This is a genomic window from Streptomyces sp. NBC_01304 (genome assembly GCF_035975855.1).
Lineage (GTDB): Bacteria > Actinomycetota > Actinomycetes > Streptomycetales > Streptomycetaceae > Streptomyces.
This window is the reverse complement of sequence record NZ_CP109055.1, coordinates 6,879,675-6,901,257: the sequence shown is the minus strand read 5'-3', so window position 1 is coordinate 6,901,257 and position 21,583 is coordinate 6,879,675. Positions and strand designations below refer to the sequence as shown.

Here is a 21,583-nt window from a genome sequence, read left to right as displayed (position 1 = left end):
CGCACGCGGGGCCGGGCCGCTGTCGCTCCGGCCCCGCCCGACTGCCCGCTCCGTCTGTCTCCCCTCCCCCATTTACCGTCTCATGGGAGCGCTTCCATGCCTGAACCCATTACGCCTGAGTCCCTTACGTCTGCATCCCTTGCGCCTGAATCCCTTGCGCCTGAGGCCATTTCGACCGGGCCCCTCGCCTTTCCGGCCGACTTCCTGTGGGGCGCGGCCACGTCCGCGTACCAGATCGAAGGGGCCGTACGCGAGGACGGCCGTACGCCGTCCATCTGGGACACCTTCAGTCATACGCCGGGCAGGACGGAGGGGGGTGACACCGGGGATGTCGCGGTCGAGCACTATCACCGCTACCGCGACGACGTCGCGCTGATGGCCGACCTCGGCCTGACCTCGTACCGCTTCTCCGTCGCCTGGACCCGGGTGCAGCCCACCGGGCGCGGCCCCGCCGTCCAGCGCGGCCTGGACTTCTACCGGCGGCTCGTCGACGAGCTCCTCGACCGGGGCATCACCCCCTCGCTCACCCTCTACCACTGGGATCTGCCCCAGGAGTTGGAGAACGCGGGCGGCTGGCCCGAGCGGGACACCGCGTACCGCTTCGCCGAGTACGCGGGGATCGTCGGCGCGGCGCTCGGCGACCGGGTGCAGCTGTGGACCACCCTCAACGAGCCCTGGTGCAGCGCCTTCCTCGGCTACGGGTCGGGGGTGCACGCCCCGGGCCGGACCGACCCGGCGGCGGCCCTGCGCGCCGCCCACCACCTCAATCTCGCCCACGGCCTCGGCGCGAGCGCCCTGCGCGCGGCCATGCCGAAGCGCAACCGGGTCGGCGTCAGCCTCAACTCCTCGGTGATCAGGGCGGTTTCGGAATCTGCCGAGGACCTGGACGCGGTGCGTCGTATCGACAACCTCGCCAACGGCGTCTTCCACGGCCCCCTGCTGCACGGCGCCTACCCGGCGGGCCTGTTCGAGCAGACGGCCCGGGTCACCGACTGGGGGCACGTCCAGGAGGGCGATCTGCGCGCGATCCACCAGCCGCTGGACTTCCTCGGCCTCAACTACTACACACCGGCACTTGTCTCGGCCGCGCCCTCCGCGCCCGCCGGTCCCCGCGCGGACGGGCACGGCGCCAGCGACCACTCGCCGTGGCCGGGCGCGGGCGACATCGCGTTCCACCAGACTCCGGGCGAGCGCACCGAGATGGGGTGGACCATCGATCCGGGCGGGCTGCACGAGCTGATCATGCGGTACGCGCGCGAGGTGCCGGGGCTGCCGTTGTACGTCACCGAGAACGGCGCCGCCTACGACGACAAGCCGGACCCCGACGGCACCGTCCACGACCCCGAGCGCATCGCCTATCTGCACGCCCACCTGGCCGCCGTCCACCGGGCCGTCGCCGATGGCGCGGACGTGCGCGGGTACTACCTCTGGTCGCTGATGGACAACTTCGAGTGGGCGTACGGCTACGGCAAGCGGTTCGGTGCGGTGTACGTCGACTACGAGACGCAGGCGCGGACTCCGAAGTCGAGTGCGCGGTGGTACGCGGGGGTTGCCGCGACCGGCGAACTGGGTGAGTTTCAGGGGTAGTTGGCGGGTACGTACGCAGGTGCTCATTCGCCGGTACGTACGTGCGCGTGCCCCGACCGGAGTGGGGGGAGTTCCGGTCGGGGCACGCTGTGGGGGATGGCAGTGGCTCGGGGTTCAGGCCCTGCTTACTTGTACGCGCCGAACGCCTTCGTGAACGCCAGCGGGTCCTGCGAGATCGAGCTGCAGGTCGGGGAGACCTGGGTGGAGCCGCCCTCGCAGGCCTTGTCACGGGTCGAGGACCACATCGACAGCCAGCCGAGGCCCTTGTCCTGCGCGAACTTCACCAGCTGCGTCGCGTCGTCGACCTTGAAGACCTCGGTCGTGACGTCGTTGACGCCGATCATCGGGGTGACCGCGACGGCCTTCCAGGCGGCGGAGTCGGACAGGCCGAGGACGCCCTTGATCTGGGCCTGCGTGGCGGTGGCCGCCTTGATCGCGTACTCGCCCATGTCGCCGCTGTAGGACGGGCCGTAGTCCATCGCCATGATGTTCACGGCGGAGGTCTTCACGCCGTTCTTCTTGGCGTCCGCGAGCAGGTCGACGCCCGGCTGAGTGAGGCCCTCGGGCATCACCGGCAGCGTGAACGAGACGTCCAGGCCCGGGTGTTCCTTCTGCAGCGCCGCGATCGCCTTCGCCCGCTTGGTGTTGGCCGCGGCGTCCGGCAGCGCGCCGCCCTCGATGTCGAAGTCGACCTTGGTCAGCTTGTACGCGTCCACGACCTTGCCGTACGCCTTCGCCAGGTCGTCCGCCGAGGAGCAGTTCAGCGCGAGCTCCGAGCCGGCCGCGCCGCCGAAGGACACGCGTACGTCGCCGCCCTTGGCGCGCAGGTCGCCGATCTGGGCGGCCACCTTGTCGTCGTTCAGGGCCCCGGTTCCGCCCCACAGCGGGGCGCAGCTGCCGCCCGAGGTGATGAAGGCGAGGTTGAACTCCTTCACGCCCGTCTTGGCGGCCGTGTCCACCATGTCGTACGCGGGTGCCAGGGACGTGTCGATGAAGGGCGCGAATCCCGCGGTGCCGGACGAGCCTGATCCGGATCCGCCGCCGGGCGTCTCGCTCGGCTTCTCGGTGGGCGTCGCCGTTTCGGTCGGCTTCTCGGAGGGCTTCGCGGTCGCGCTCGGCTCGGCGGAGGGCTTCGCGGTCTCGGTGGGGCGGCCGGTCGGCTGCGGCGTCGCGCCCTCGTCGACCGAGCACTTGTTGTCGTTGATCAGGCAGCCGGTGGGGTCGGCGTCGCCCGACGCGACGAAGCCGACGGTCACGGACTTGCCGGCCGCGAGGTCGCCGTCCCAGCTCGCGGGCTTCACGGTGACGTGCCCGCCCTTGAGCGTGTACTCGGCGTTCCAGAGCGAGCTCAGCTTGGTGCCGGCCGGGAGGTCGAACTCGAGCGTCCAGTCGGAGAGCGCCTTGTCGCTGTCGTTCGTGATCACGTACTTGCCGGTGTAGCCACCCGCCCAGTCGCTGGCCTTGGTGTACGCGGCTCCGGCGCCGGCGGCCTGTGCGGTGCCGGTGAACAGCAGGGCCGCACCCCCGACGGTCGCCGCGGCGACGACCGCGCCTATCGCCTTGGTCTTGCCGCTGACCGTGCGCCGGTGCGTACTGCTCATCGCGTGCCTGCCTCTGCTGGTACGGGGGTGGGTGCGGGCAGCACGTTAGCTTTGCGGAATCGGACAATCCGCGTGATCTGGGCGGGGGTTGGGGATCTTAGGGTGCGCTTAAGGTGGGGCTCGGGTTGGGTTGAGGTCGCGGGTCCCTGGCCGGGTGGGGCGGGGTTCGGTTCGGCTGAGGTCGCGGGTCCCTGGCCGGGTGGGGCGGGGTTCGGTTCGGCTGAGGTCGCGGGTCCCTGGCCGGGTGGGGCGGGGTTCGGTTCGGCTGAGGTCGCGGGTCCCTGGCCGGGTGGGGCGGGGTTCGGTTCGGCTGAGGTCGCGGGTCCCTGGCCGGGTGGGGCGGGGTTCGGTTCGGCTGAGGTCGCGGGGGCTCTGCCCCCGGGCCCCCGGTCCTCAGGCGCCGGACGGGCTGGGTTTGGGGCAGGCGGGGCTTTGGGGGCCAGCCCCTGCTGACCCGGTTGTGGCTGAGCGCCGTTGGTCAAGGCGGGGCCGTGTCGGTAGGTACGTGCTCGCCGCGGGCAATTGCAGGTGGTCCGGTATGCGTCGAGCACGCACCTACCGACCCGACCCCTCGCGTTCGTTCGTCGTGCGCTGCCGGTCAGTGGTGAGGCGCGTACCCGGCTGATCGCCGGTGGGGGGTGGCCCCCATGCCGACCGTGCGGCGAGGAGACCGGACTACGCCGAAGCGGAAGTCTTCTTGCGTCGGCGTACCGCGCCCCGGTGGCGGCGGCGGCCCGCCGAGGGCACGCGGGCGTCGAGTTGGATCCAGATGCGGATCTCGGTGCCGCCGAGGACCGAGTGGCCGATGCGTACGTCGCCGCCGGTGGCCTCTGCCATCTGGCGGACGATGTCCAGGCCGAGGCCCGTGGAGCCCGCCTGGTCGGAGCCGCTGCCGCGGGCCAGGGCCGCCTCCGGGTCGAGGATGCCGGCGCCCGCGTCCGAGACCAGGACGATCACGGCGTCCTCGGCGCTGTGTACGTCGACCGCGAAGGCGGTGCCCTCCGGGGTGTGCCGGAAGACGTTGCCCAGGAGGGCGTCGAGGGCGGCGATCAGGTCGGGGCGGGCGACGGGGACGCGGACGGGGTGGTCCACGCCCGCGACGCGGACCTTGCGGGCCTCGTCCTCGGCGAGTGCCGACCAGAAGTCCATGCGTTCGCGGATCACCTCGGCCGCGTCGCAGCCGACTCCGGGGCTGCCGGACACCTGCTGGGGTTTGGCCTCGCGGGCCGTGCGGATGATCGTGTCGACCTCCGCCTCCAGCTGCTCCACCGCGGCCCGCGTCTGGTCGGCGGCGGGGCCGTCGCCCAGGGAAGCGGTGTTGAGGCGCAGGACGGTGAGGGGGGTGCGCAGGCGGTGCGAGAGGTCCGCTGCCAGTTCGCGTTCGTTGGCGAGGAGTTGGACCACCTGGTCGGCCATCGAGTTGAAGGCGACGGCCGCCTGCTTGAGCTCGGTCGGTCCGTCCTCGGGCACGCGCGCGTTGAGCTTGCCGTCACCCAGGGCGCGGGCGGCGCCCGCGAGGCGCTTGGCGGGCTGGATGAGGCGTACGCCGAGGCGGTCGGCGACCGCGACGGAGCCGATGATCAGCGCGACTCCGACGCCGGCCAGGACCAGCCAGGCCGTGGCCACGCCATTGCTGACCTCGCCCTCGGGGACGAAGACCTCGACGATCGCGATCGCGCCGGAGCCGAGCGCGGTGGGCTGCAGCAGGGCGCTGCCGCCCGGGGCCTGCGCGATGGAGGGGCTGGCCACCTTGCGGGTCTTGTCGAGGTCGGCCTGCGCGGCCCGGCGGCGGCCGACCTCGATGGGCTCCTGGCCGTCGGACGCGGGGATGTGCACGGCCATCCGGCCGTCGGCGCCGGCCTGGGTGGAGGCGACGGCGCGCTCGAGCTGTTTGCGGTCGGTGGTGATGGAGAGTGTGGGGCCGATCGCGGCGGCCTGGCGCTCGGCGTTGGAGAAGGCGCGGTCGCTGGCCATCTCCTTGATGACCAGGCCGAGCGGGATGGCGAAGGCCACGACGACCATGACGGTCACGGCGAGGCACACCTTGACCAGTGCCCACCTCACTGCGGGGGCTCCAGCTTGACGCCGACTCCGCGCAGCGTGTGCAGATAACGCGGCTTTGCGGCCGTTTCGCCCAACTTCCGCCGGAGCCACGACAGATGTACGTCGATGGTCTGGTCGTCGCCGTACGACTGCTGCCACACCTCGGCGAGGAGTTCCTTGCGCGGTACGACGACGCCGGGGCGTCCGGCCAGGAAGGCGAGCAGGTCGAACTCGCGCCGGGTCAGGTCGAGGGCGGTGCCGTCCAGCTGGGCCTGGCGGCGCAGCGGGTCGATGGAGAGGCCGCCGACCTGGATCACCCGGGACAGCGGCGCCTCGGCCGCTCCCCCGCCGGCGCCCGCGCGGCGCAGCACGGCGGCCATGCGGGCGGAGAGGTGCTCGACCGAGAAGGGCTTGGTGAGGTAGTCGTCGGCGCCGTCATTAAGGAGGCGGACGATTTCGGCTTCGTCGTCCCGCGCGGTGGCGATGATCACGGGGACATCGGTGATGCCGCGCAGCATCTTGAGCGCCTCGGACCCGTCCAGGTCGGGCAGACCGAGGTCGAGGATGACGACATCAAAGCGGAAATGGGCGACCTCACGCAGCGCCTCGAGGGCCGTGCCGACGCTCCGCACGGTGTGGGAGGCCTCGGTCAGATGCCGGATGAGGGCGGAGCGTACGAACTGGTCGTCCTCAACGACGAGCACACTTGCCATGGGCGGCACCGTACGCCATTCGGGGGAGCTGGGTGCAGGTCGGGACGGCAGATGGGATGCCGGGGGCGCGTCTGGAGTTTCCCTGCGGGCGCCGGTCCCCACGGGACACGCGTGCGACGGATGGTGCAGTATGGCCCGCGATGCAACGAGGACTGGTACACGGCATGGCGTGGACGCTCGCCACAGGGGCGGCGGTCACGCTGTCCTGGTGGGGTGTGCACACGGTGATGTCGGGCACGGCCTACGACCCGCCGCACGCCCTGCCGATCGCGGGCATCGCCCAGGACGGCACGCCTCCTCAGGAGGCCGAGCCCCAGTCGGCGTCCACGCGGCGCCCGAAGCCGGGTGGCTCCGGCAAGGACGACAAGGGCGACAGCGACAAGCCGTCCAGCGGCTCCTCCGGCAAGAGCACTCCGCCCAAGTCGGGCGGCAGCTCGGCGGGTTCCACACCGACGGGCAACGTCAAGAGCTATACGGTCGCGGGCGGCCGGGTCGCCTTCGACATCGGCAACAGCTCGGCCGAGCTGGTCTCCGCGACGCCCAACTCGGGCTGGACGATGCAGGTGTGGAAGCCGCCGCAGCTGACCGACGGGATCCGGGTGACCTTCACCCAGGGCAGCCGTGAGATCTCCGTCTTCTGCACCTGGCACGACCACAGGCCGCTGGTCGAGATCGACGAGCGGTAGGGCGCACTTTTCGCCTAGCGGAAAACTCCCGGAGGAGGCGCCGGCGAGGCGACCGCGCTCACATCCGTGACGGCCGTCGCGCCCCCGGCGAAGTCCGCGAGCGCCTTTCCGTGCTCCACGCGCCCGGGGTGCGGGTCGCCCGCGATGCGCCGGGTGAGTTCGGCGACGGGCAGTTCCCGGTCGGAGCCGAGCAGCACCGCGTTGCCGAAGCGCTTGCCGCGCAGGACGGCCGGGTCGACGGCCAGGGCGAGCTCGGGGAAGACACCGGCCGCGGTGGCTATCTGGCCGCGCAGATGCCGGAGCGGAGGGCCGTCCGCGAGGTTGGCCGCGTAGAAGCCGCCGGGCTTGACGACCCTGCGTACGTCGTCGAGGAATTCGGTGCTCGTCAGGTGTGCGGGGGTGCGGGCGGCGCTGAACACATCGGCGATGACCAGGTCGGCCCAGCCGTCGGGGATCTTGGCGAGCCCTTCGCGGGCGTCGACGGCCCGCACGCGCACGCGTGCCGTCGGGTCCAACGGCAGCTCCCGGCGCACCAGTTGGACCAGGGCCGCGTCCCGCTCAACGACCTGCTGGGTGGAGCGGGGCCGGGTCGCGGCGATGTAGCGGGCCATGGTGAAGGCGCCGCCGCCCAGGTGGACGGCCTGGATCGGCTTGCCGGGTGGCGCCAGGAGGTCGGCGATGTGGCCGAGCCTGCGCTGGTAGGCGAAGTCGAGGTGGGCGGGGTCGTCGAGGTCCACGTGGGACTGCGGGGCGCCGTCGACCAGGAGGGTCCAGGCGCGGGCCCGGTCCGGGTCGGGCATCAGCTCGGCGAGCCCGCCGTCCACCTTCTCGACGACTGCTTCCACGTCCCGTTTTCTCCTGGCCACCCGATCATTATCGGCCGTACGGGCGAACCCGGCCCCGCGACCGCCCGGAGCTCAGCCGCAGAGGGGGCCCGCGGCCTCGATGATGCGGGCCGCCTCGCCGAGCGCCTGGCGCAGTACGGCCGGGTCCGTGACGGGGTCGGTGTCGGCGGGCGGCAGCAGCCAGCCGGTGCCGCGCACGGGAGGCGCGGGGTCGGCGGCCGGGTCCGCGGGGGCGAGGGACGTGCCGCGGCCGAAGGTCTGGGTGCAGGCGCTGCCCGGCAGGTCCCAGCCGTCCGCGGTGCCGGGCGGCACCAGGAAGCCGAGGGTGTCGCCTCCGTTGTCGTGCAGGACGGGTCCGACACCCGGGTCGGCGCCGCGCCGGAGGATGTCGACGGCCTCGAGGCCCTGCCTGGCCGGAACGGTCACCAGGTCGCAGCCGTCCCCGTCCGGCGGGCTGCTGTGGTCGAGCGTCGGCAGGTGCTGTGCGGTGGACATCGTGGGCATCGTGGACTGCGTCGTCAGGAAGTCGTTGTTCGTCAGGAAGTCGTTATTCGTCAGGAAGTCGCTGTTCTCCATGCCGGCCTCCAACAAGGGAACCCCTCCTCGCTCGAGAAGGCGCCGGGTAGCTCCTTCTCCACATGGTTCAACGCTGGACGGCGTCAACAGCTACGGCGATGAACCGCCGTAATGGATGGCAGTTCATGGCAGATACGGCGTGGGATTTCCGGTTTGTAGGCAAACCCTGCGTACCGACCCCGTCACAGCCGGTACGTTCGTGCACCGCCGGAACACGGGCCGCATCGCGGCCGGCACCGGGCAGCAACGGCCCACTCCGGCACGGACCGCACGAGAGGGCATGGCCATGGCTTCGTCTCCGGCTGCCGCAGCAGCGGGGCCTGCCGGATCTCCCCGGCCGAATCTGGCCTTCCGGCGGCTGCGCGGGCAGCTGTCGCCGGGCGAATTCGCCGCCGCGGTGCGCCGGGCGGCCCGCGAGATCGACGAGCGGGTCTCTTGCGACGCGCGCTACATCGGGCGGGTGGAGGCGGGCGAGATCCGCTGCCCCAACTACGCGTACGAGCGGGTGTTCCTGCACATGTTCCCCGGCCGGACGCTGATGGACCTCGGCTTCGCACGGCGCGAAACCGTGCGCGGCCGAGGAGCGCGCAGCACCGCCGGTGCGCCCCCGCCGCACCTCACGCTCCAGCCCATCGAGAACCACCAGCACCACGGCACCAACCACGAGTACAACGAGGAGAGCGACGTGCTGCGTCGCGCGTTCATGACCAGCGGTACGGCCACCATGGCCGCCGTCTCCCTGGGCCTCACCGGCCCCCTCACCGGTCCCTTGACCGGCGAGGCTCTTGCCGCGGGCCGCACGCCTCGCCGGGTCGGCGGGGCCGAGGTGTCCGCGGTCGAGGAGGCCGTGCGCCGGATCCGGCTGCTCGACGACCGGCACGGCGCCGACGGCCTCTACCAGCGGGCCGCGAACCCGTTGCGTACCGCCTACGCCCTGCTCGACGCGGGCGCGGCCCGCCAGTCCACGGCGGACCGGCTGCATGCCAGCGCCGGTGAACTGGCCATCTCCGTGGGCTGGTTGGCCCATGACTCGGGCCGCTTCGACGACGCCCGCTCGCACTACGCGGAGGCGCTGGCGACGGCCCGGATGGCGGGGGACGCGGCGCTCGAGTCGCACGCCTTCTGCAATATGTCGTTCCTGGCCAGGGACGCGGGACGCCCCCGCGAGGCGGTGCGCGCGGCGCAGGCGGCACAGCGTTCGGCGCGGCCGCTGGGCTCGGCGCGGCTGCTCTCGCTGCTGGCGATGCGCGAGGCGGGCGGCTGGGCGGGGCTCGGCGACCGGACCGGCTGCGCGCAGGCGCTGGCCCGCGCCCAGGCGCTGTTCGGGGGCGGAACCTCGGGCGCCGACCCGGAGTGGATGTCCTTCTACGGGCCCGCCGAGCTCGCGGGCCTGGAGGCGCAGTGCTGGTCGGCGCTCGGCGAGTGGTCCAAGGCGGCCGGGCAGGCCCGGCGGGCCGCCGCTCTGCAGGACCGGCACTTCGCCCGGAACCTCGCGCTCTACACCGCGGAGCTCGCCGACAACCTGGCCCGCGCGGGCCGCCCGGACGAGGCGGCGGCCGCGGGCCAGCGGGTTCTCGACCTGCTCAACGAGGTCAAGTCCTCGCGCGTGCAGGCCATACTCGCGGCGACCGTCCGGGCCCTGCTGCCGCATCGCCGGGCCGCCGGGGTTTCCGCGTTCCTGGAACGGCATGCTTCGCTGCCGCGTACTGCGTGAGTTCGTGATCGTGCCCGTATTCGTGTTCGCGGCGGGCGGTTCGGGTTCGTTGCGCCTGCGGCGGGCCGGGTCCCCTACCCGCCCCTTCCCGTAAGGCTGCCGCCGGCTTCAAGAGCGAAGAGATTGTCCTCAAACGCCGGACGGGCTGAAGACATGCCGGACGGGCTGATCAACCGGCCAGGTGCCCCGTGTCGTTCCAAGACTCGAGTGCCGGCTCCCCGTAGGCCCACCCGAGCACCGACAGCGACGTCGGGTTGAGGCGGATGCGGGCCGCGAAGTCGAGGGGCAGGCCCAGCCAGCGGGCGCCGATCGAGCGCAGCATGTGGCCGTGCGCGAAGACCAGGACGTCGCGGTCCGCCGAGCGCGCCCAGGACACCACTTCGTCGGCACGCGCGGTGACGTCTTCCAGCGTCTCGCCCTCCGGGACGCCGTCGCGCCAGATGAACCAGCCGGGCCGCAGCGCCTGGATCTCGGCCGGCGTCATGCCCTCATAGGCGCCGTAGTCCCACTCCATGAGCGTGTCCCACTCCTGGGCGCGGTCGCCGAACCCGGCGATGTCGCACGTCTCACGCGCGCGCGTGAGCGGACTGGTGCGGACCTCGACGTCCGGGAGGCCGTTGAGCGGCGCCTGGTGCAGGCGCTCGCCAAGCAGCTTGGCGCCGCGCCTGCCCTCGTCGAGGAGCGGGATGTCCGTCCTGCCGGTGTGCTTCCCGGACAGCGACCACTCGGTCTGTCCGTGCCGGGCCAGCAGGATGCGCGGTGCCATGAGGCGTCTCCCAAAGCTGTGAAGAGGTGTGTATACGCGGATTTACCAGGAAAGGTGGCGACCCGCCCCATCCATCATCGCGCACGCGTGGAGCCCCCTCCTGCGCGGTGTCACCTCGATGTCGCGCACAGGCAACCCACAGGGCGATCGTGACGTCGTACACCGTAAAGTGGGTCGGCGGCCACGAGCCGCCACAAGCGCGAGGGAGAGCGATCGGATGGCGCGTAAGCAAGTGCCGGGGGCCGACGCACCGCACCTGAACCAACGGCAGGCGGGCACGTCGGGCACCGGGGCACAGCGCGCCGCGTCGGCCGCCGCGCCCGGACGTCCGCGCTGGTGGACCGAGCTGCCGCTGATCGTTCTCGTGTACGCCGCCTACTCCGCGGGCCGCCTGGTGGTGAAGGGCGATGTGTCGAGCGCCGTCGACCACGGACTCGCGATCCTGCGGATCGAGAAGTCCCTGCACCTCAACGCCGAGCACCCGCTGAACCGTCTCTTCACCGAGCACGCCTGGCTGGGCGTGCCGTCCGACTTCGCGTACGCCTCGCTGCACTACCTGGTGACGCCGGCGATCCTGATCTGGCTGTTCAGGCGGCGGCCCGCGCACTATCGCGCCGCCCGCACCTGGCTGATGACGTCCACGCTGCTCGGTCTGGTCGGCTTCATGCTGCTGCCCACCTGCCCGCCGCGGCTGCTCGAGTCGACGTACGGGTTCGTGGACTCCATGGCGCAGTACAGCTCGTACGGCTGGTGGGGCAGCGAGGCCAGCGCCCCGCGTGGGCTCGGCGGGATGACCAACCAGTACGCGGCGATGCCGAGCCTGCATGTCGGCTGGGCGCTGTGGTGCGGGGTGATGCTGTGGCGTCACGGGCGTACGCCGCTGATGCGGGCCCTGGCGATCGCCTATCCCCTGCTGACCACGATCGTCGTCATGGGCACGGCCAACCACTACTTCCTGGACGCCGTCGCGGGCGCCGCCACGATGGGCCTCGGCCTGCTGCTCACACGGCCCGCGCTCCGGCTCGCGCACCGGGTGCGCTCCCGCTTCGCACCGGTCACTCTCGCCGCTCGTTCCACGGTTGTCAGTGCCGGATGCGAGACTTCCGCGGGTGAGCGAATTCCCCAACAGCGCGGGGCCGGCAGCGGATCCGCCAACGCAGACAGCACCGCCGGCGCCGCAGAGTCCGGCGCTGCGACAGCGGCTCGCTGAGCTGCGGGGCCCGGCACTCCAGCCGAAGGCCCTGGACGCACGCGCCCTCGCGGCACTCGCCGCCAACCCGGGCTGCAGGCGGCGCGCCCTCCTGGACGGGGCCGGGGTGGACAAGTCGGCGCTCGCCTCGGCGCTCGGGTCGCCCTCCGGGTTCGGGCAGTCCCAGTTCGCGTTCGTGCGGGGAAACGCCTTCGAGGCGAAGGTCAAGGCGGACGGCGGGGCGGAGCTGCTTCGCCTGGTCCAGGACCGGCTCGGCGGTGAGCCGGGGCCCGCGCGGGTTCCCGACCTCGCCGCGGTCGGGCCCGAGGGGCGGGCCGCGCGGACGGCGCTCGCGCTGCGGGAGGCCTCCGGCGCCGGAGAGTGGACGCTGCTCGACCATCCGATGCTCGCCCTGGACGTGGCGGGCTCGCCGGCCTTCCTGGAGCCGGATGCGGTGGTGGTGCATCCGGACGGGCACTGGACGGTCGTGGAGATCAAGTCCTTCCCGATGATCGACGGTTCGGCGGACGCCGCGAAGGTAGGCGCCGCGGCCCGGCAGGCCGCGGTGTACGTACTGGCGCTTGAGCAGGTCGCCGGACGCCTCGATCCGGCGCCGGTGGTCGACCACCGGGTGCTCCTGGTCTGCCCGAAGGACTTCTCGAACCTGCCGACCGCGTCCGTGGTGGACGTACGCAAGCAACTGTCGGTCACCCGCCGTCAGTTGGCCCGGCTCACCCGGATCGACGACATCGCGGCGGCGCTCCCCGAGGGCACGACCTTCGACGTCGAGCGCCCGGCCGCCGAGCTGACGGCGGCGGTCGAGTCGGTTCCGGCGCAGTACGCACCGGAGTGCCTGGCCGCCTGTGAGCTGGCCTTCCACTGCCGCGACCGCTCGCGCGCGGAGGGCGCCGTGACCTCGCTCGGCCGTTCCGTGCGCGGCGAGCTCGGCGGTCTCACGACGGTCGGCGGGGTGCTCTCGGCGGCCCGTGGCGCCGCGGGCGACCCGGACGATCCTGCGGTCGCGGCGCTGCGCCGGGCGGCGGGACTGCGGGCCGCGGCGCTGGCCTGCGCCCCGGTCGCCGACCCCGGCCCCGGCCCCGGCCCCGGCCCCGGCCCCGGCCCCGGGAGGGTGACTTCATGTCCCTGATCACCACGCTCGCCCGGCTCGAGGCCGTCGAGTCCGGCCGGGCACAGCCCCTGGCCACCGTGCGGCACCGCCATCTGTCCGACCGGCCGCTCGTCCTCGTCCCGCTCACCACCGCCGGCGAGGCGGGCGCCCCGCTCGGCGCCCTGGTCGGCACCGACCGGGAGCGGCCCCGGCTGCTCGTCGTGCCGCAGCCGCGCGACCGGGACCTGCGCTTCGCCTTCCTGGCCGAGCTCGCCGAGGAGGTCCTGCCGTACGTCGACTCGTTCGCCGAGGAGACGGATACGACCGAGCGCAACGAGACCGACCCGGAGACCGGCAAGCGGGTCAAGGTCGAGGTCGAACTGTGCGTGGAAGCACCGCAGTTGATCGTGCCCAGCCGGGCGGGTGTGGAGTTCGTGCGGCTCCTGGGCCGCTCCATGCGCTTTCGCCGGACCGCCGAGCAGGACCCCGAGGGGCCGTTCCCCGCGCCCCCGCGCGTGCCGCTGCTCGGTCGCTGGCTGACGCACTTCGCGGAGCGGGCGCGGGTGCCGGGGTCCGCGCTGCTCCTCACAGCGACGGAGCTCCTTTCGCGGCACTGGGCGACCGGGCAGTCCAGCCTGGAGGACCAGCACCTGGGCGCGCTGCTCGCCTGGATCGACCCGCCCGAGGGCACTTCGGGCGCGGCTGCGGCGCTCCGGGCCGAGCTGGGCCGGGACCGCGCGGGGCAGCTGCTCTGCCCTCCCGCAGGTCCGGCGACCGATCCGGCCTTCGACAACAAGCTGCTCGCCCCGGCCATCGAGCGCTACGACCGCGCGCGTACGGCTCTCGCGGCCGCCGAGGACGGCCTGGTGGCGGACGACCGGCTGGGCCAACTGTCGTCCGCCGAGCGGGAGATCAGGGACCTGGTCGAGTCCCGTACCCGTCCCACCTGGGACGCTGTCTGGCGCGGCCTGGACCTGCTGCGGGCCCTGCCCGGAGGGGCGCACACCGCCGACCGCCGCATCAGTGACCGCTGGTCGTACCACGGCCAGCGCGAGCGCATCCTGGCCGGCGAACCCCCGCAGCCCCGCCGCGACGACGCGGTGACGGCGGCGAACAAGCTGGCCACGAGGGAGACCGCGCAGACCCGGCTCGAGGCCCAGGAGGCCCTGGACGACCCGCTGGTGATGGCCGGGCGGCGGCTCACCGGGGAGGCCTTCGCGGGCGAGGTGACCGAGGTCGTCATGGCGTACAGCGAGAGCAAGCGGCCGAGCCCGCGCCCCCTGATCACCGTCCGGACGGACGACCGGCCGCACCTCGGCGAGCGCGCCAAGGTGTACCGCACCCTCGAAGGCAAGGCGCAGAGCGCGGAGTTCGTGGGTTACGCCACCGACGAGGGAGCCGGCGTCGTGGTGCTGCGCCTGCTGGACAAGATGGGCCGCGGCAAGGAGCCGGAGGCGGGATCCGTCCCCGGCAAGGGCGACCAGGTGTGCTGGACCCTCTTCGAGCACACCCCGCCCGGGGGCGCGAAGCTGCCGGACCCGGAGGAGACCCCGTGGACGCACGGCGGGCCGCCGGGGGGCGAGGCGGAACGCCCGGATGCGGTGACTGCGGAGGACGTGCTGTGACCGCGAGCCACGGGGTGCGGGGCGGGCCTTCCCGGCAGGGCAACGCGGACCACGCGCCGGGCCGCACACGCGCGGGCGGCCGGAAGCGACGCGTCGATGCCGAGAGCTGCCCGGGCCCCGCACGCGCGAGCAGCCGGGCGCGACGCGTCGCTGCTGCGACCTGCCTGACCTCATGCCACAGCACCAACTCACCCCTCGGCACGCCGCATTCACTGCCCGCCACGCCGAAGCCGCCGCCCCGGCAGGGTGGTACGACCTGCCCGGACCCCGCCCGCACGAGCAGCCAGGCGCAACGCGTCGCTGCCGCGACCTGCCTGACCTCATGCCACCGCGCCAACTCACCCCTCGACACGCCGCATTCACTGCCCACCGCGCCGAAGCCGCCGCCCCGGCAGGGTGGTACGACCTCCCCGGGCACCGCACGCGCGAGCAGCCAGGCGCGACGCGTCGCTGCCGCGAGCTGCCCGGCCTCACGCCACAGCACCAACTCACCCCTCGGCACGCCGCATTCACTGCCCGCCGGGCCGAAGCCGCCGCCCCGGCAGGGTGGTACGACCTGCCCGGACCCCGCACGCGCGAGCAGCCGGGCGCGACGCGTCGCTGCTGCGAGCTGCCCGGCCACCGGCCCGGCCCGCCCGGTGCCCCTCGCCCTCGTGATCGCGGAGAAACCCCTGTGAACAGGCCCAACGACACCGCCTTCGACCCCGGCGCCGCGGCCTCCCGGGCCACTGCCGCGATCCTGGAGGACACGCTGCACGGCACCGCGCGCGGTGTCGTCGTGGACTCGCCGCCCGGCGCCGGGAAGTCGACGCTCGTCGTCAACGCCGCACGCGAACTGGCTGCTGCCGGGCGCTCGTTGATGGTGGTCGCGCAGACCAACGCACAGGTCGACGACCTGGTCCTGCGGCTCGCCGAGAAGGACCCGGAGCTGCCCGTAGGGCGGCTGCACAGCAGTGACGCGGACCCCTACGACAAGGCGCTGGACGAGCTCGATCACGTACGGAAGTCGACCAAGGCCGGCGACCTCGCGGGACTGCCCGTCGTGATCTCCACGGCCGCCAAGTGGGCGCACGTCAAGGACGTCGAGCCCTGGCAGCACGCGATCGTCGACGAGGCCTATCAGATGCGTTCGGACGGGCTGCTCGCCGTGGCCGGGCTCTTCGAGCGGGCGTTGTTCGTGGGCGATCCGGGGCAGTTGGACCCGTTCTCGATCGTCGGCTCGGAGCAATGGGCGGGGCTTTCGTACGATCCGTCGTCGAGCGCGGTGACCACGCTGCTCGCGCACAATCCGGAACTCCCGCAGCACCGCCTGCCCGTGTCCTGGCGACTGCCCGCCTCGGCCGCTCCCCTGGTCAGCCGGGCCTTCTACCCGTACACACCGTTCCGCAGCGGCACCGGACACGAGGACCGCAGGCTCAACTTCGGTGTGCCGTCGGACGGTTCGGGCCCGGACCGGGTGATCGACGAGGCCGCCGAGTCGGGCTGGGGCCTGCTCGAACTCCCCGCGCGGCACACCCCGCGCACGGACCCCGAGGCGGTGCGCGCGGTGGCCCAGGTCGTCCGCCGCCTCCTGGACCGCGGCGGCGCGGCCACCTCCGAGCGGGGCCCGGACCCGGTGCCGCTCACCGCGGACCGCATCGCCGTCGGCACGGCCCACCGCGACCAGGCCGCCGCGGTGCGGGCCGCGCTCGCCGAGCTGGGCGTGGCGGGCATCACGGTGGACACCGCGAACCGGCTGCAGGGACGCGAGTACGACGTCACGGTCGTGCTGCACCCGCTGTCCGGGCGGCCCGACGCGACGGCGTTCCACCTGGAGACGGGCCGGCTGTGCGTGCTCGCCTCCCGGCACCGGCACGCCTGCATCGTGGTCTGCCGCGCGGGCGTCGCCGACCTCCTGGACGACCATCCCTCAACAGAGCCAGTGCAGTTGGGGGTCACCGTGAAGTTCCCGGACGGCTGGGAGGCGAACCACGCGGTGCTTGCGCAGCTGGCGGAGCATCGGGTGGCCTGGCGGGGCTGAGGCCCTCTTGCGCGGGGCTGGACAATAGAAGGCGGCCCAACGGCCACGTATGCGTACGACGAAGGGACTGACACATGGCGGAGCCGGAGCAGGGCAGTAGGCGGTTGCGACCCGCGCCGCTGCTCTTCGAGCCGACCTCGGCGACCGCCGACCCGGACCATTTCTTCGACCTGGAGTCGATCGAGGACCCCAGGGAGCTGCTGAGCCGCGCCACCGAGCTGACCCACGCCTTTCGCGCCGCGACCGACCGGTCGATCGAGTTCCAGGCGATCGCGGCGGCCCAGCTGGCCGATCCTCGGCGGTTCGATCGGCTGACCCCGGCGGATATCGCTGCGCAGGCCGAGTGGACCGAGGATTACGCGAAGCGGATGGTCGAGTTCGGCCGGGAGTTGCTCCGCACCGGTACGCAGCAGTAGAGGCCTCGCCTCTTGGGTGGGGCTTGCCCCGGCTCGGGTCGCGGGGGCTCCGCCCCCGGGCCCCCGCTCCTTGCCGGAGGGGCTGTTTCCCGTGCCGGAGGGCTGTCGGTCAGCTGCGGGTGCCTCGTGGCTGGGCGCGCAGTTCCCCGCGCCCCTGGCGGGACGAGCCTGTCCCCCGCTTCGTCGCGAGCCCGAACCCGCCTGGCTCACGGGGCTCCGCCGGGGGAAATCAAGATCGCTTGGCATATGCCGGAGGGGCAAGGTACTCCCCCGCACCCCACCCTGTCCCGGTTTCTGCCAACCCACAGAAACGGAACGCTCACTCCCGGTACACCTGGACCCATGAGCACTCCGCAGATGAGCCACCCCGCCGCCGCCCACGACCACGACCACGCCGGCCTGGTCACCGCGCCGGGTGCGGCCTGGCTTGCCTCGGCCACGACGTTTCCGCGCAGCACTCTCGCGCTGTGGGAGTCCCGCCGGGCCGCCCCGGTCGTGCTCCCCTGTGGCTCCGCCTTCGACGTGGTGAGCGTTCCCGCGATCTTCGGGCGGCGCATGCTCGACCGCTTATGGGACGAGGGGCCGGGCTCCGGCCCGGTCGCCGCGTACCGCGGGCGGATGCTGCTCTTCGCCGCCCCCGGCACCGCCCAGCGCCTGCCCGCGCTGCTCGCCTGGGAGGAGTGGAGCCCGGACGTTCCACTCCCGCTCTGCCACGGCACGGGCGACGCCGTCACGGTCCCGCCGCTGGTCAGCGACCCGGACACGGCCCCGGCCGGCCGGCTCGGCTCGCGCTGGCTGGTCGCGCCGGACACCCGGCACCCCTGGCTGCCGGGCCCCGAGGTGATGCTCTGGGCCGCGGTACGGGCCGCCCGGGCCGCCGCCGGAGCCGCGGTGCGCATATCGATTTTTCCTCCCCCGGATCAGGATGCTAAGGTCTACGACGTCAGCAAGCGCCGCTAGCTCAGTTGGTTAGAGCAGCTGACTCTTAATCAGCGGGTCCGGGGTTCGAGTCCCTGGCGGCGCACAGACGACGAAAGGCCCCTCGCGAGAGCGAGGGGCCTTTCGTGTGTCCGGACACTGCCTGGGCACTGTCCGAAAGCCGTGCCTCAGGTGGTGATCTTCACCGTCCACGCGCCCGACTTCGAGCGGTCCACCACCTGCACCCGCACCTTCTCGCCCGGCACCGAGAAGCTCTCCCCCACCCGCACCGGCGCATCGGCGAGCGGCGGGTACACCGACTCGTTCCAGCACGCCTCCGAGTGCGGATGGGCGTCCACCACCTCGACCGGGCCGCCGCCGGACGCCGTCTCATTGCGTACGCGGTAGATCAGCACGCCCTCGGTGCAGGTCGCCCCGTCATTGCCGGCGGAGCCCCGCGCCTCGATCGCGATCGCGCTGCCCCGCCCGGTACGGACCACCGCGAGCCGGGTGCCGCCGCTCTGCCCCGGCTGCACCTTGCCCCCCAGCGGCTCCAGGGTGACCAGGCTGTCCCCCTTGCCCTGCACACAGTGCACCTGGGGCTCTTCCAGCCAGCCCAGCTTCCACTTGTGCCAGCCGAAGAGGTCGGGGGCGAGCCCGAACTGGCTGCCCATGACGTCCCAGTCGCCGACGTACGTGTCCCAGTCGCCCTTGCCGTCGGACGGGCGGTGATAGAGGTCGGGCAGGTCGAAGACGTGCCCCGTCTCGTGGGCCAGCACATTGCGGTCCGGCGGATGCTGCTCGAAGACCGTGACGATGCGGCGTACGTCCACGCCGTCGGCCTTCAGCGGCTTGTCGAAGTTCACGACCTTGGTGGCGTCGGAGTCGACGCCCGGCGCGTCCGGGTCGGCCACGAAGTAGACGATGTCGTACTTGCTGAAGTCCACCGCCGCGTCCGAGACCCGCATGGCGTCCCGCAGATAGGCGGTGCGATGCCCCGCGTCCCAGTCACGCTCTATCTCGTACGACATCGAGGCCTGCGGCATCTCGATCCACTCGCGCTGCGGGTGCGGGCGCAGCGCGAACCTTCCGTACGAGGCGCGCTCGAAGAAGCGGCTGGTCGTCGGGAAGTAGTCGGCGGTCAGCTCCTCGGGCGTGGTCATCGGGATCGCGTCGGGGAACGACAGGAAGACCATCACCGCGTCGAGCGTCTGCACCGGCTTCGGGTACGAGCTGTTCCAGTTGTCGAGGCCCTCCGAGTGATGTGCGGACGTGCGCTCCAGGGCGCACGGACCGGCCAGCGGTTCGGCGGTGGCCGGACCCGCGACGAGGGACATCGCGGCAAGGGCCACCAGGGAAGTGAAGCCGGCCGCGGCACTGCGCGGCCTGGCTTGAGGACCCCCTGCACGAGGGACTCCCTCAGGGGGGTGCTGACGTGGCACGTCGACCTCCGGGTGCGGACGGCGGAACACCTCACCCAGCCTGTGACGGTTTGTTGAAGTTCGCCCTGTTTCGGTGCCCCAGTCGAGTGAGTGGGCGACACCCCGGCCCCGGCCGAGTGCTCACAGAACGTCACAGAGGCAGCCGTAACCGATCAGGGGCGGGCGACCCGACGGAACGAGCTCGACCAGCAGTGAGCAGAAACGATCGGGCAATCCGACCGGCGGGTCACCCGGCCGTGGCAACCCGAACCGGACCGTGTCCCTCCGGAGTGCTCAGAACTGTGGCGGAGCTGGATCGCCGCTCCAACCAGCCTCTATGATCGGCACACTTTCCAGCCGACCCACCCCGAATCAGACGCCGGACAGACCCCGACCAGATCTGTACGTGAACAACTCCACCTGCGGGAGCGAGCGGTGAGCGGAACCTCCGAAGGACCGTCGCCCACGGCGACGACGGCCTCCGATGCCCTCGGGCCGGCCTTCACGGAAGGCCTCACCTTCACAGAGCGTCACCATCAAGCCTCATCTCCGGAACACCGGGGCCGAACCTCACCTCCGGATCACCTCGGCCGTCCTTCACCGCCCGAGCACGTGGGCCGTACCGCCTCCGAGCTCCGCGACTACCGCGCCGCCTTCCACGCCGCCCAGTTCGCGATGGCCGTCGTCGACCGCGAGGGCTTCGTCGCCGCCGCCAACGACGCGCTCGGCACGCTGCTCGGGGCCCCGGCTCCCGAGCTCGCCGGGCAGGTCGCCGCGGACCTGGTGGATCTGGCGTCGGACGCCCGCACCTGGCACGCGTACCGCGAGGTGCTGCGCGGCCGGCAGGCCAAGCTGCGCTGCACCCGTCGCCTCAAGCACCCCGACGGGCACTCGCTGTGGGCCCAGGTCACGGTCTCGCCGGTGCCGGGCAGCGCGACCGTGCTGCTCGCGGTCGCCGACATCAGCGCCCGGCGGGAGCTGCAGGCGCAGCTGCGGCATCTGCAGATGCACGACCCGGTGACCCGGCTGCCCAACCGCACCCTGTTCTTCGAGCGGCTGACGTCCGCGCTGGAGGCCGCCTCGTACGAGGACGGCGGGACCGGCCGGATCGGCCTGTGCTACCTCGACCTCGACGGCTTCAAGGCCGTCAACGACACCCTGGGCCACCGCACCGGCGACCGGCTGCTCTCCGCGGCCGCCGCCCGGCTCACGCACTGCGCGGACCGGGCCGGATACGGCAGGGGCGGGGCGCCGCTCGTGGCACGGCTCGGCGGGGACGAGTTCGCGCTGCTCGTCGAGGACTCCACCGGCACCGAGCAGCTGGCCGACCTCGCGGAGGCCGTCCTCAAGACTCTGCAGGAACCATTCGACCTGTCCGGACAGCGGCTTTCCCTGTCCGCCTCCATCGGCGTCGTCGAGCGTCGCGCGGCCGGGACCAGCGCGACAGGCCTGATGCAGGCGGCGGACACCACGCTGTACTGGGCCAAGGCCGACGGCAAGGCCCGCTGGACGCTCTTCGACCCCGAGCGCAACGCCCACCGCATGACCCGCCAGGCGCTCTCCTCGACCCTGCGCCCCGCCGTCGAGCGCGGCGAATTCGCCCTGGAATACCAGCCGTTGGTGGGCCTGGACGACTGCGGCGTACGCGGCGTGGAGGCCCTGGTCCGCTGGCATCACCCGCAGTTCGGCACCTTGACGCCGAATCGGTTCATCTCACTGGCCGAGGAGGACGGCTCCATCGTCCAGCTGGGCCGCTGGGTCCTTCGTACCGCCTGCCGCCAGGCCCGGCGCTGGCAGCTCGACCACCCGGACGTCCCGCCGGTCTTCGTCAGCGTCAATGTCGCCGTGCGCCAGGTGTGGGACTCCGACCTGGTCGCGGACGTCGCGGAGATCCTCGCCGAGACCGGACTCGCCCCACATCTGCTGCAGTTGGAGCTCACCGAGTCCGCCGTGATGGGCTCGGCGGGCCGCCCGCTGCAGGCCCTGCAGGCGCTCAGCGACATGGGCGTACGCATCGCCATCGACGACTTCGGCACCGGCTACTCGAACCTCGCCTACCTGAGCCGTCTGCCGGTGTCCGTCCTCAAGCTGGACGGTTCGTTCGTCCGCGGCTTCCAGTACGAGAACGGTACGCATCCCAATCCCGCCGACGAGACGATCGTCGAGGCCCTGGTCCAACTCGCCCACAAACTGGGCCTGACCGTCACCGCGGAGTGCGTGGAGACGGCCGACCAGGCCGCCCGGCTGCGTCGCATCGGGTGCGACACCGGGCAGGGCTGGCTGTACTCGCGGGCGGTGCCGCCGGATCGTATCTCCAAGCTGATCCACGCGACGCTGCCCATGACCGGCAGCTAG

Annotated in this window: 17 protein-coding genes and 1 tRNA gene; 11 read left to right on the top strand and 7 right to left on the bottom strand. The window is 72.5% G+C overall.

The genetic code is table 11. The annotated features are described in order from the left end of the window. Positions 1–96: 96 nt before the first annotated feature. Positions 97–1,587, top strand: coding sequence for a GH1 family beta-glucosidase (locus tag OG430_RS30660; protein WP_327355868.1), 1,491 nt, complete (start codon positions 97–99; stop codon positions 1,585–1,587). A gap of 125 nt (positions 1,588–1,712) precedes the next feature. Here OG430_RS30660 and OG430_RS30655 read toward each other — a convergent pair whose 3' ends face one another. The 3 genes from OG430_RS30655 to OG430_RS30645 form a co-directional block, all read right to left on the bottom strand. Beyond that, the gene (locus OG430_RS30655; RefSeq protein WP_327355867.1) at positions 1,713–3,188 is read right to left on the bottom strand and encodes a cellulose binding domain-containing protein; all 1,476 of its coding nucleotides are present in this window, start codon (positions 3,186–3,188) and stop codon (positions 1,713–1,715) included. 675 nt (positions 3,189–3,863) lie between these two features. Continuing rightward, on the bottom strand, positions 3,864–5,252 hold the full coding sequence (locus OG430_RS30650) for a HAMP domain-containing sensor histidine kinase (protein WP_327355866.1): 1,389 nt from the start codon (positions 5,250–5,252) through the stop codon (positions 3,864–3,866). Continuing rightward, positions 5,249–5,944 carry a response regulator transcription factor gene (locus OG430_RS30645; protein WP_327355865.1) on the bottom strand — a complete coding sequence of 232 codons (696 nt, stop codon included), beginning with the start codon at positions 5,942–5,944 and terminating at the stop codon, positions 5,249–5,251. The genes OG430_RS30650 and OG430_RS30645 overlap by 4 nt, the downstream gene beginning before the upstream one ends. Positions 5,945–6,084: 140 nt before the next feature. Between OG430_RS30645 and OG430_RS30640 the strand changes: the two genes are divergently transcribed. Further along, positions 6,085–6,630, top strand: a complete 546-nt coding sequence (locus OG430_RS30640; RefSeq protein ID WP_327355864.1) for a hypothetical protein — start codon at positions 6,085–6,087, stop codon at positions 6,628–6,630. Between the two features lie 14 nt (positions 6,631–6,644). Here the strand turns inward: OG430_RS30640 and OG430_RS30635 are convergent, their stop codons facing one another. After that, a complete protein-coding gene (locus tag OG430_RS30635) occupies positions 6,645–7,430 on the bottom strand; it encodes a spermidine synthase (RefSeq protein WP_327359286.1) in 786 nt (261 codons plus the stop codon). A 117-nt stretch (positions 7,431–7,547) separates the two neighbouring features. Continuing rightward, a complete protein-coding gene (locus tag OG430_RS30630) occupies positions 7,548–7,970 on the bottom strand; it encodes a hypothetical protein (protein ID WP_327359285.1) in 423 nt (140 codons plus the stop codon). Between the two features lie 367 nt (positions 7,971–8,337). On the opposite strand from OG430_RS30630, the gene OG430_RS30625 reads away from it, so the two are divergent. After that, the gene (locus OG430_RS30625; protein ID WP_327355863.1) at positions 8,338–9,765 is read left to right on the top strand and encodes a hypothetical protein; all 1,428 of its coding nucleotides are present in this window, start codon (positions 8,338–8,340) and stop codon (positions 9,763–9,765) included. A 169-nt stretch (positions 9,766–9,934) separates the two neighbouring features. On the opposite strand, the gene OG430_RS30620 is transcribed toward OG430_RS30625, so the two are convergent. Next, a complete protein-coding gene (locus tag OG430_RS30620) occupies positions 9,935–10,531 on the bottom strand; it encodes a histidine phosphatase family protein (RefSeq protein WP_327355862.1) in 597 nt (198 codons plus the stop codon). A gap of 217 nt (positions 10,532–10,748) precedes the next feature. Here OG430_RS30620 and OG430_RS30615 point away from each other — a divergent pair, with 217 nt between their 5' ends. The 7 genes from OG430_RS30615 to OG430_RS30585 all read left to right on the top strand — a co-directional run bounded on the left by OG430_RS30615 (position 10,749) and on the right by OG430_RS30585 (position 17,913). Beyond that, positions 10,749–11,741, top strand: coding sequence for a phosphatase PAP2 family protein (locus OG430_RS30615; RefSeq protein ID WP_327355861.1), 993 nt, complete (start codon positions 10,749–10,751; stop codon positions 11,739–11,741). Then, entirely contained in the window at positions 11,641–12,867 is a 1,227-nt protein-coding gene (locus OG430_RS30610) for a hypothetical protein (RefSeq protein ID WP_327355859.1), read from the top strand. Before OG430_RS30615 ends, OG430_RS30610 begins: the two co-directional genes overlap by 101 nt. After that, complete coding sequence (locus tag OG430_RS30605) at positions 12,858–14,453, top strand: hypothetical protein (RefSeq protein WP_327355858.1); 1,596 nt, start codon at positions 12,858–12,860, stop codon at positions 14,451–14,453. The genes OG430_RS30610 and OG430_RS30605 overlap by 10 nt, the downstream gene beginning before the upstream one ends. Before the next feature lie 673 nt (positions 14,454–15,126). After that, entirely contained in the window at positions 15,127–16,473 is a 1,347-nt protein-coding gene (locus OG430_RS30600) for an AAA domain-containing protein (RefSeq protein ID WP_327355857.1), read from the top strand. 74 nt (positions 16,474–16,547) lie between these two features. After that, positions 16,548–16,889, top strand: coding sequence for a hypothetical protein (locus OG430_RS30595; RefSeq protein ID WP_327355856.1), 342 nt, complete (start codon positions 16,548–16,550; stop codon positions 16,887–16,889). A 342-nt stretch (positions 16,890–17,231) separates the two neighbouring features. Next, on the top strand, positions 17,232–17,849 hold the full coding sequence (locus OG430_RS30590; RefSeq protein WP_327355855.1) for a bifunctional DNA primase/polymerase: 618 nt from the start codon (positions 17,232–17,234) through the stop codon (positions 17,847–17,849). Then, a tRNA-Lys gene (locus OG430_RS30585) sits at positions 17,840–17,913 on the top strand. The genes OG430_RS30590 and OG430_RS30585 overlap by 10 nt, the downstream gene beginning before the upstream one ends. Before the next feature lie 82 nt (positions 17,914–17,995). Here OG430_RS30585 and OG430_RS30580 read toward each other — a convergent pair. Continuing rightward, positions 17,996–19,249 (bottom strand): M6 family metalloprotease domain-containing protein, encoded by a 1,254-nt coding sequence (locus OG430_RS30580; RefSeq protein WP_442816577.1) that lies wholly within the window; start codon positions 19,247–19,249, stop codon positions 17,996–17,998. 399 nt (positions 19,250–19,648) lie between these two features. Here OG430_RS30580 and OG430_RS30575 point away from each other — a divergent pair, with 399 nt between their 5' ends. Then, positions 19,649–21,583, top strand: coding sequence for a putative bifunctional diguanylate cyclase/phosphodiesterase (locus tag OG430_RS30575; protein ID WP_327359284.1), 1,935 nt, complete (start codon positions 19,649–19,651; stop codon positions 21,581–21,583).

Coding starts and splice junctions, on each gene's coding strand:
- OG430_RS30655 (WP_327355867.1), bottom strand. CDS start 3,188: ATGAGCAGTACGCACCGGCGCACGGTCAGCGGCAAGACCAAGGCGATA.
- OG430_RS30615 (WP_327355861.1), top strand. CDS start 10,749: ATGGCGCGTAAGCAAGTGCCGGGGGCCGACGCACCGCACCTGAACCAA.
- OG430_RS30635 (WP_327359286.1), bottom strand. CDS start 7,430: ATGCCCGACCCGGACCGGGCCCGCGCCTGGACCCTCCTGGTCGACGGC.
- OG430_RS30595 (WP_327355856.1), top strand. CDS start 16,548: ATGGCGGAGCCGGAGCAGGGCAGTAGGCGGTTGCGACCCGCGCCGCTG.
- OG430_RS30640 (WP_327355864.1), top strand. CDS start 6,085: ATGCAACGAGGACTGGTACACGGCATGGCGTGGACGCTCGCCACAGGG.
- OG430_RS30620 (WP_327355862.1), bottom strand. CDS start 10,531: ATGGCACCGCGCATCCTGCTGGCCCGGCACGGACAGACCGAGTGGTCG.
- OG430_RS30605 (WP_327355858.1), top strand. CDS start 12,858: ATGTCCCTGATCACCACGCTCGCCCGGCTCGAGGCCGTCGAGTCCGGC.
- OG430_RS30590 (WP_327355855.1), top strand. CDS start 17,232: ATGAGCACTCCGCAGATGAGCCACCCCGCCGCCGCCCACGACCACGAC.
- OG430_RS30645 (WP_327355865.1), bottom strand. CDS start 5,944: ATGGCAAGTGTGCTCGTCGTTGAGGACGACCAGTTCGTACGCTCCGCC.
- OG430_RS30630 (WP_327359285.1), bottom strand. CDS start 7,970: ATGTCCACCGCACAGCACCTGCCGACGCTCGACCACAGCAGCCCGCCG.
- OG430_RS30660 (WP_327355868.1), top strand. CDS start 97: ATGCCTGAACCCATTACGCCTGAGTCCCTTACGTCTGCATCCCTTGCG.
- OG430_RS30625 (WP_327355863.1), top strand. CDS start 8,338: ATGGCTTCGTCTCCGGCTGCCGCAGCAGCGGGGCCTGCCGGATCTCCC.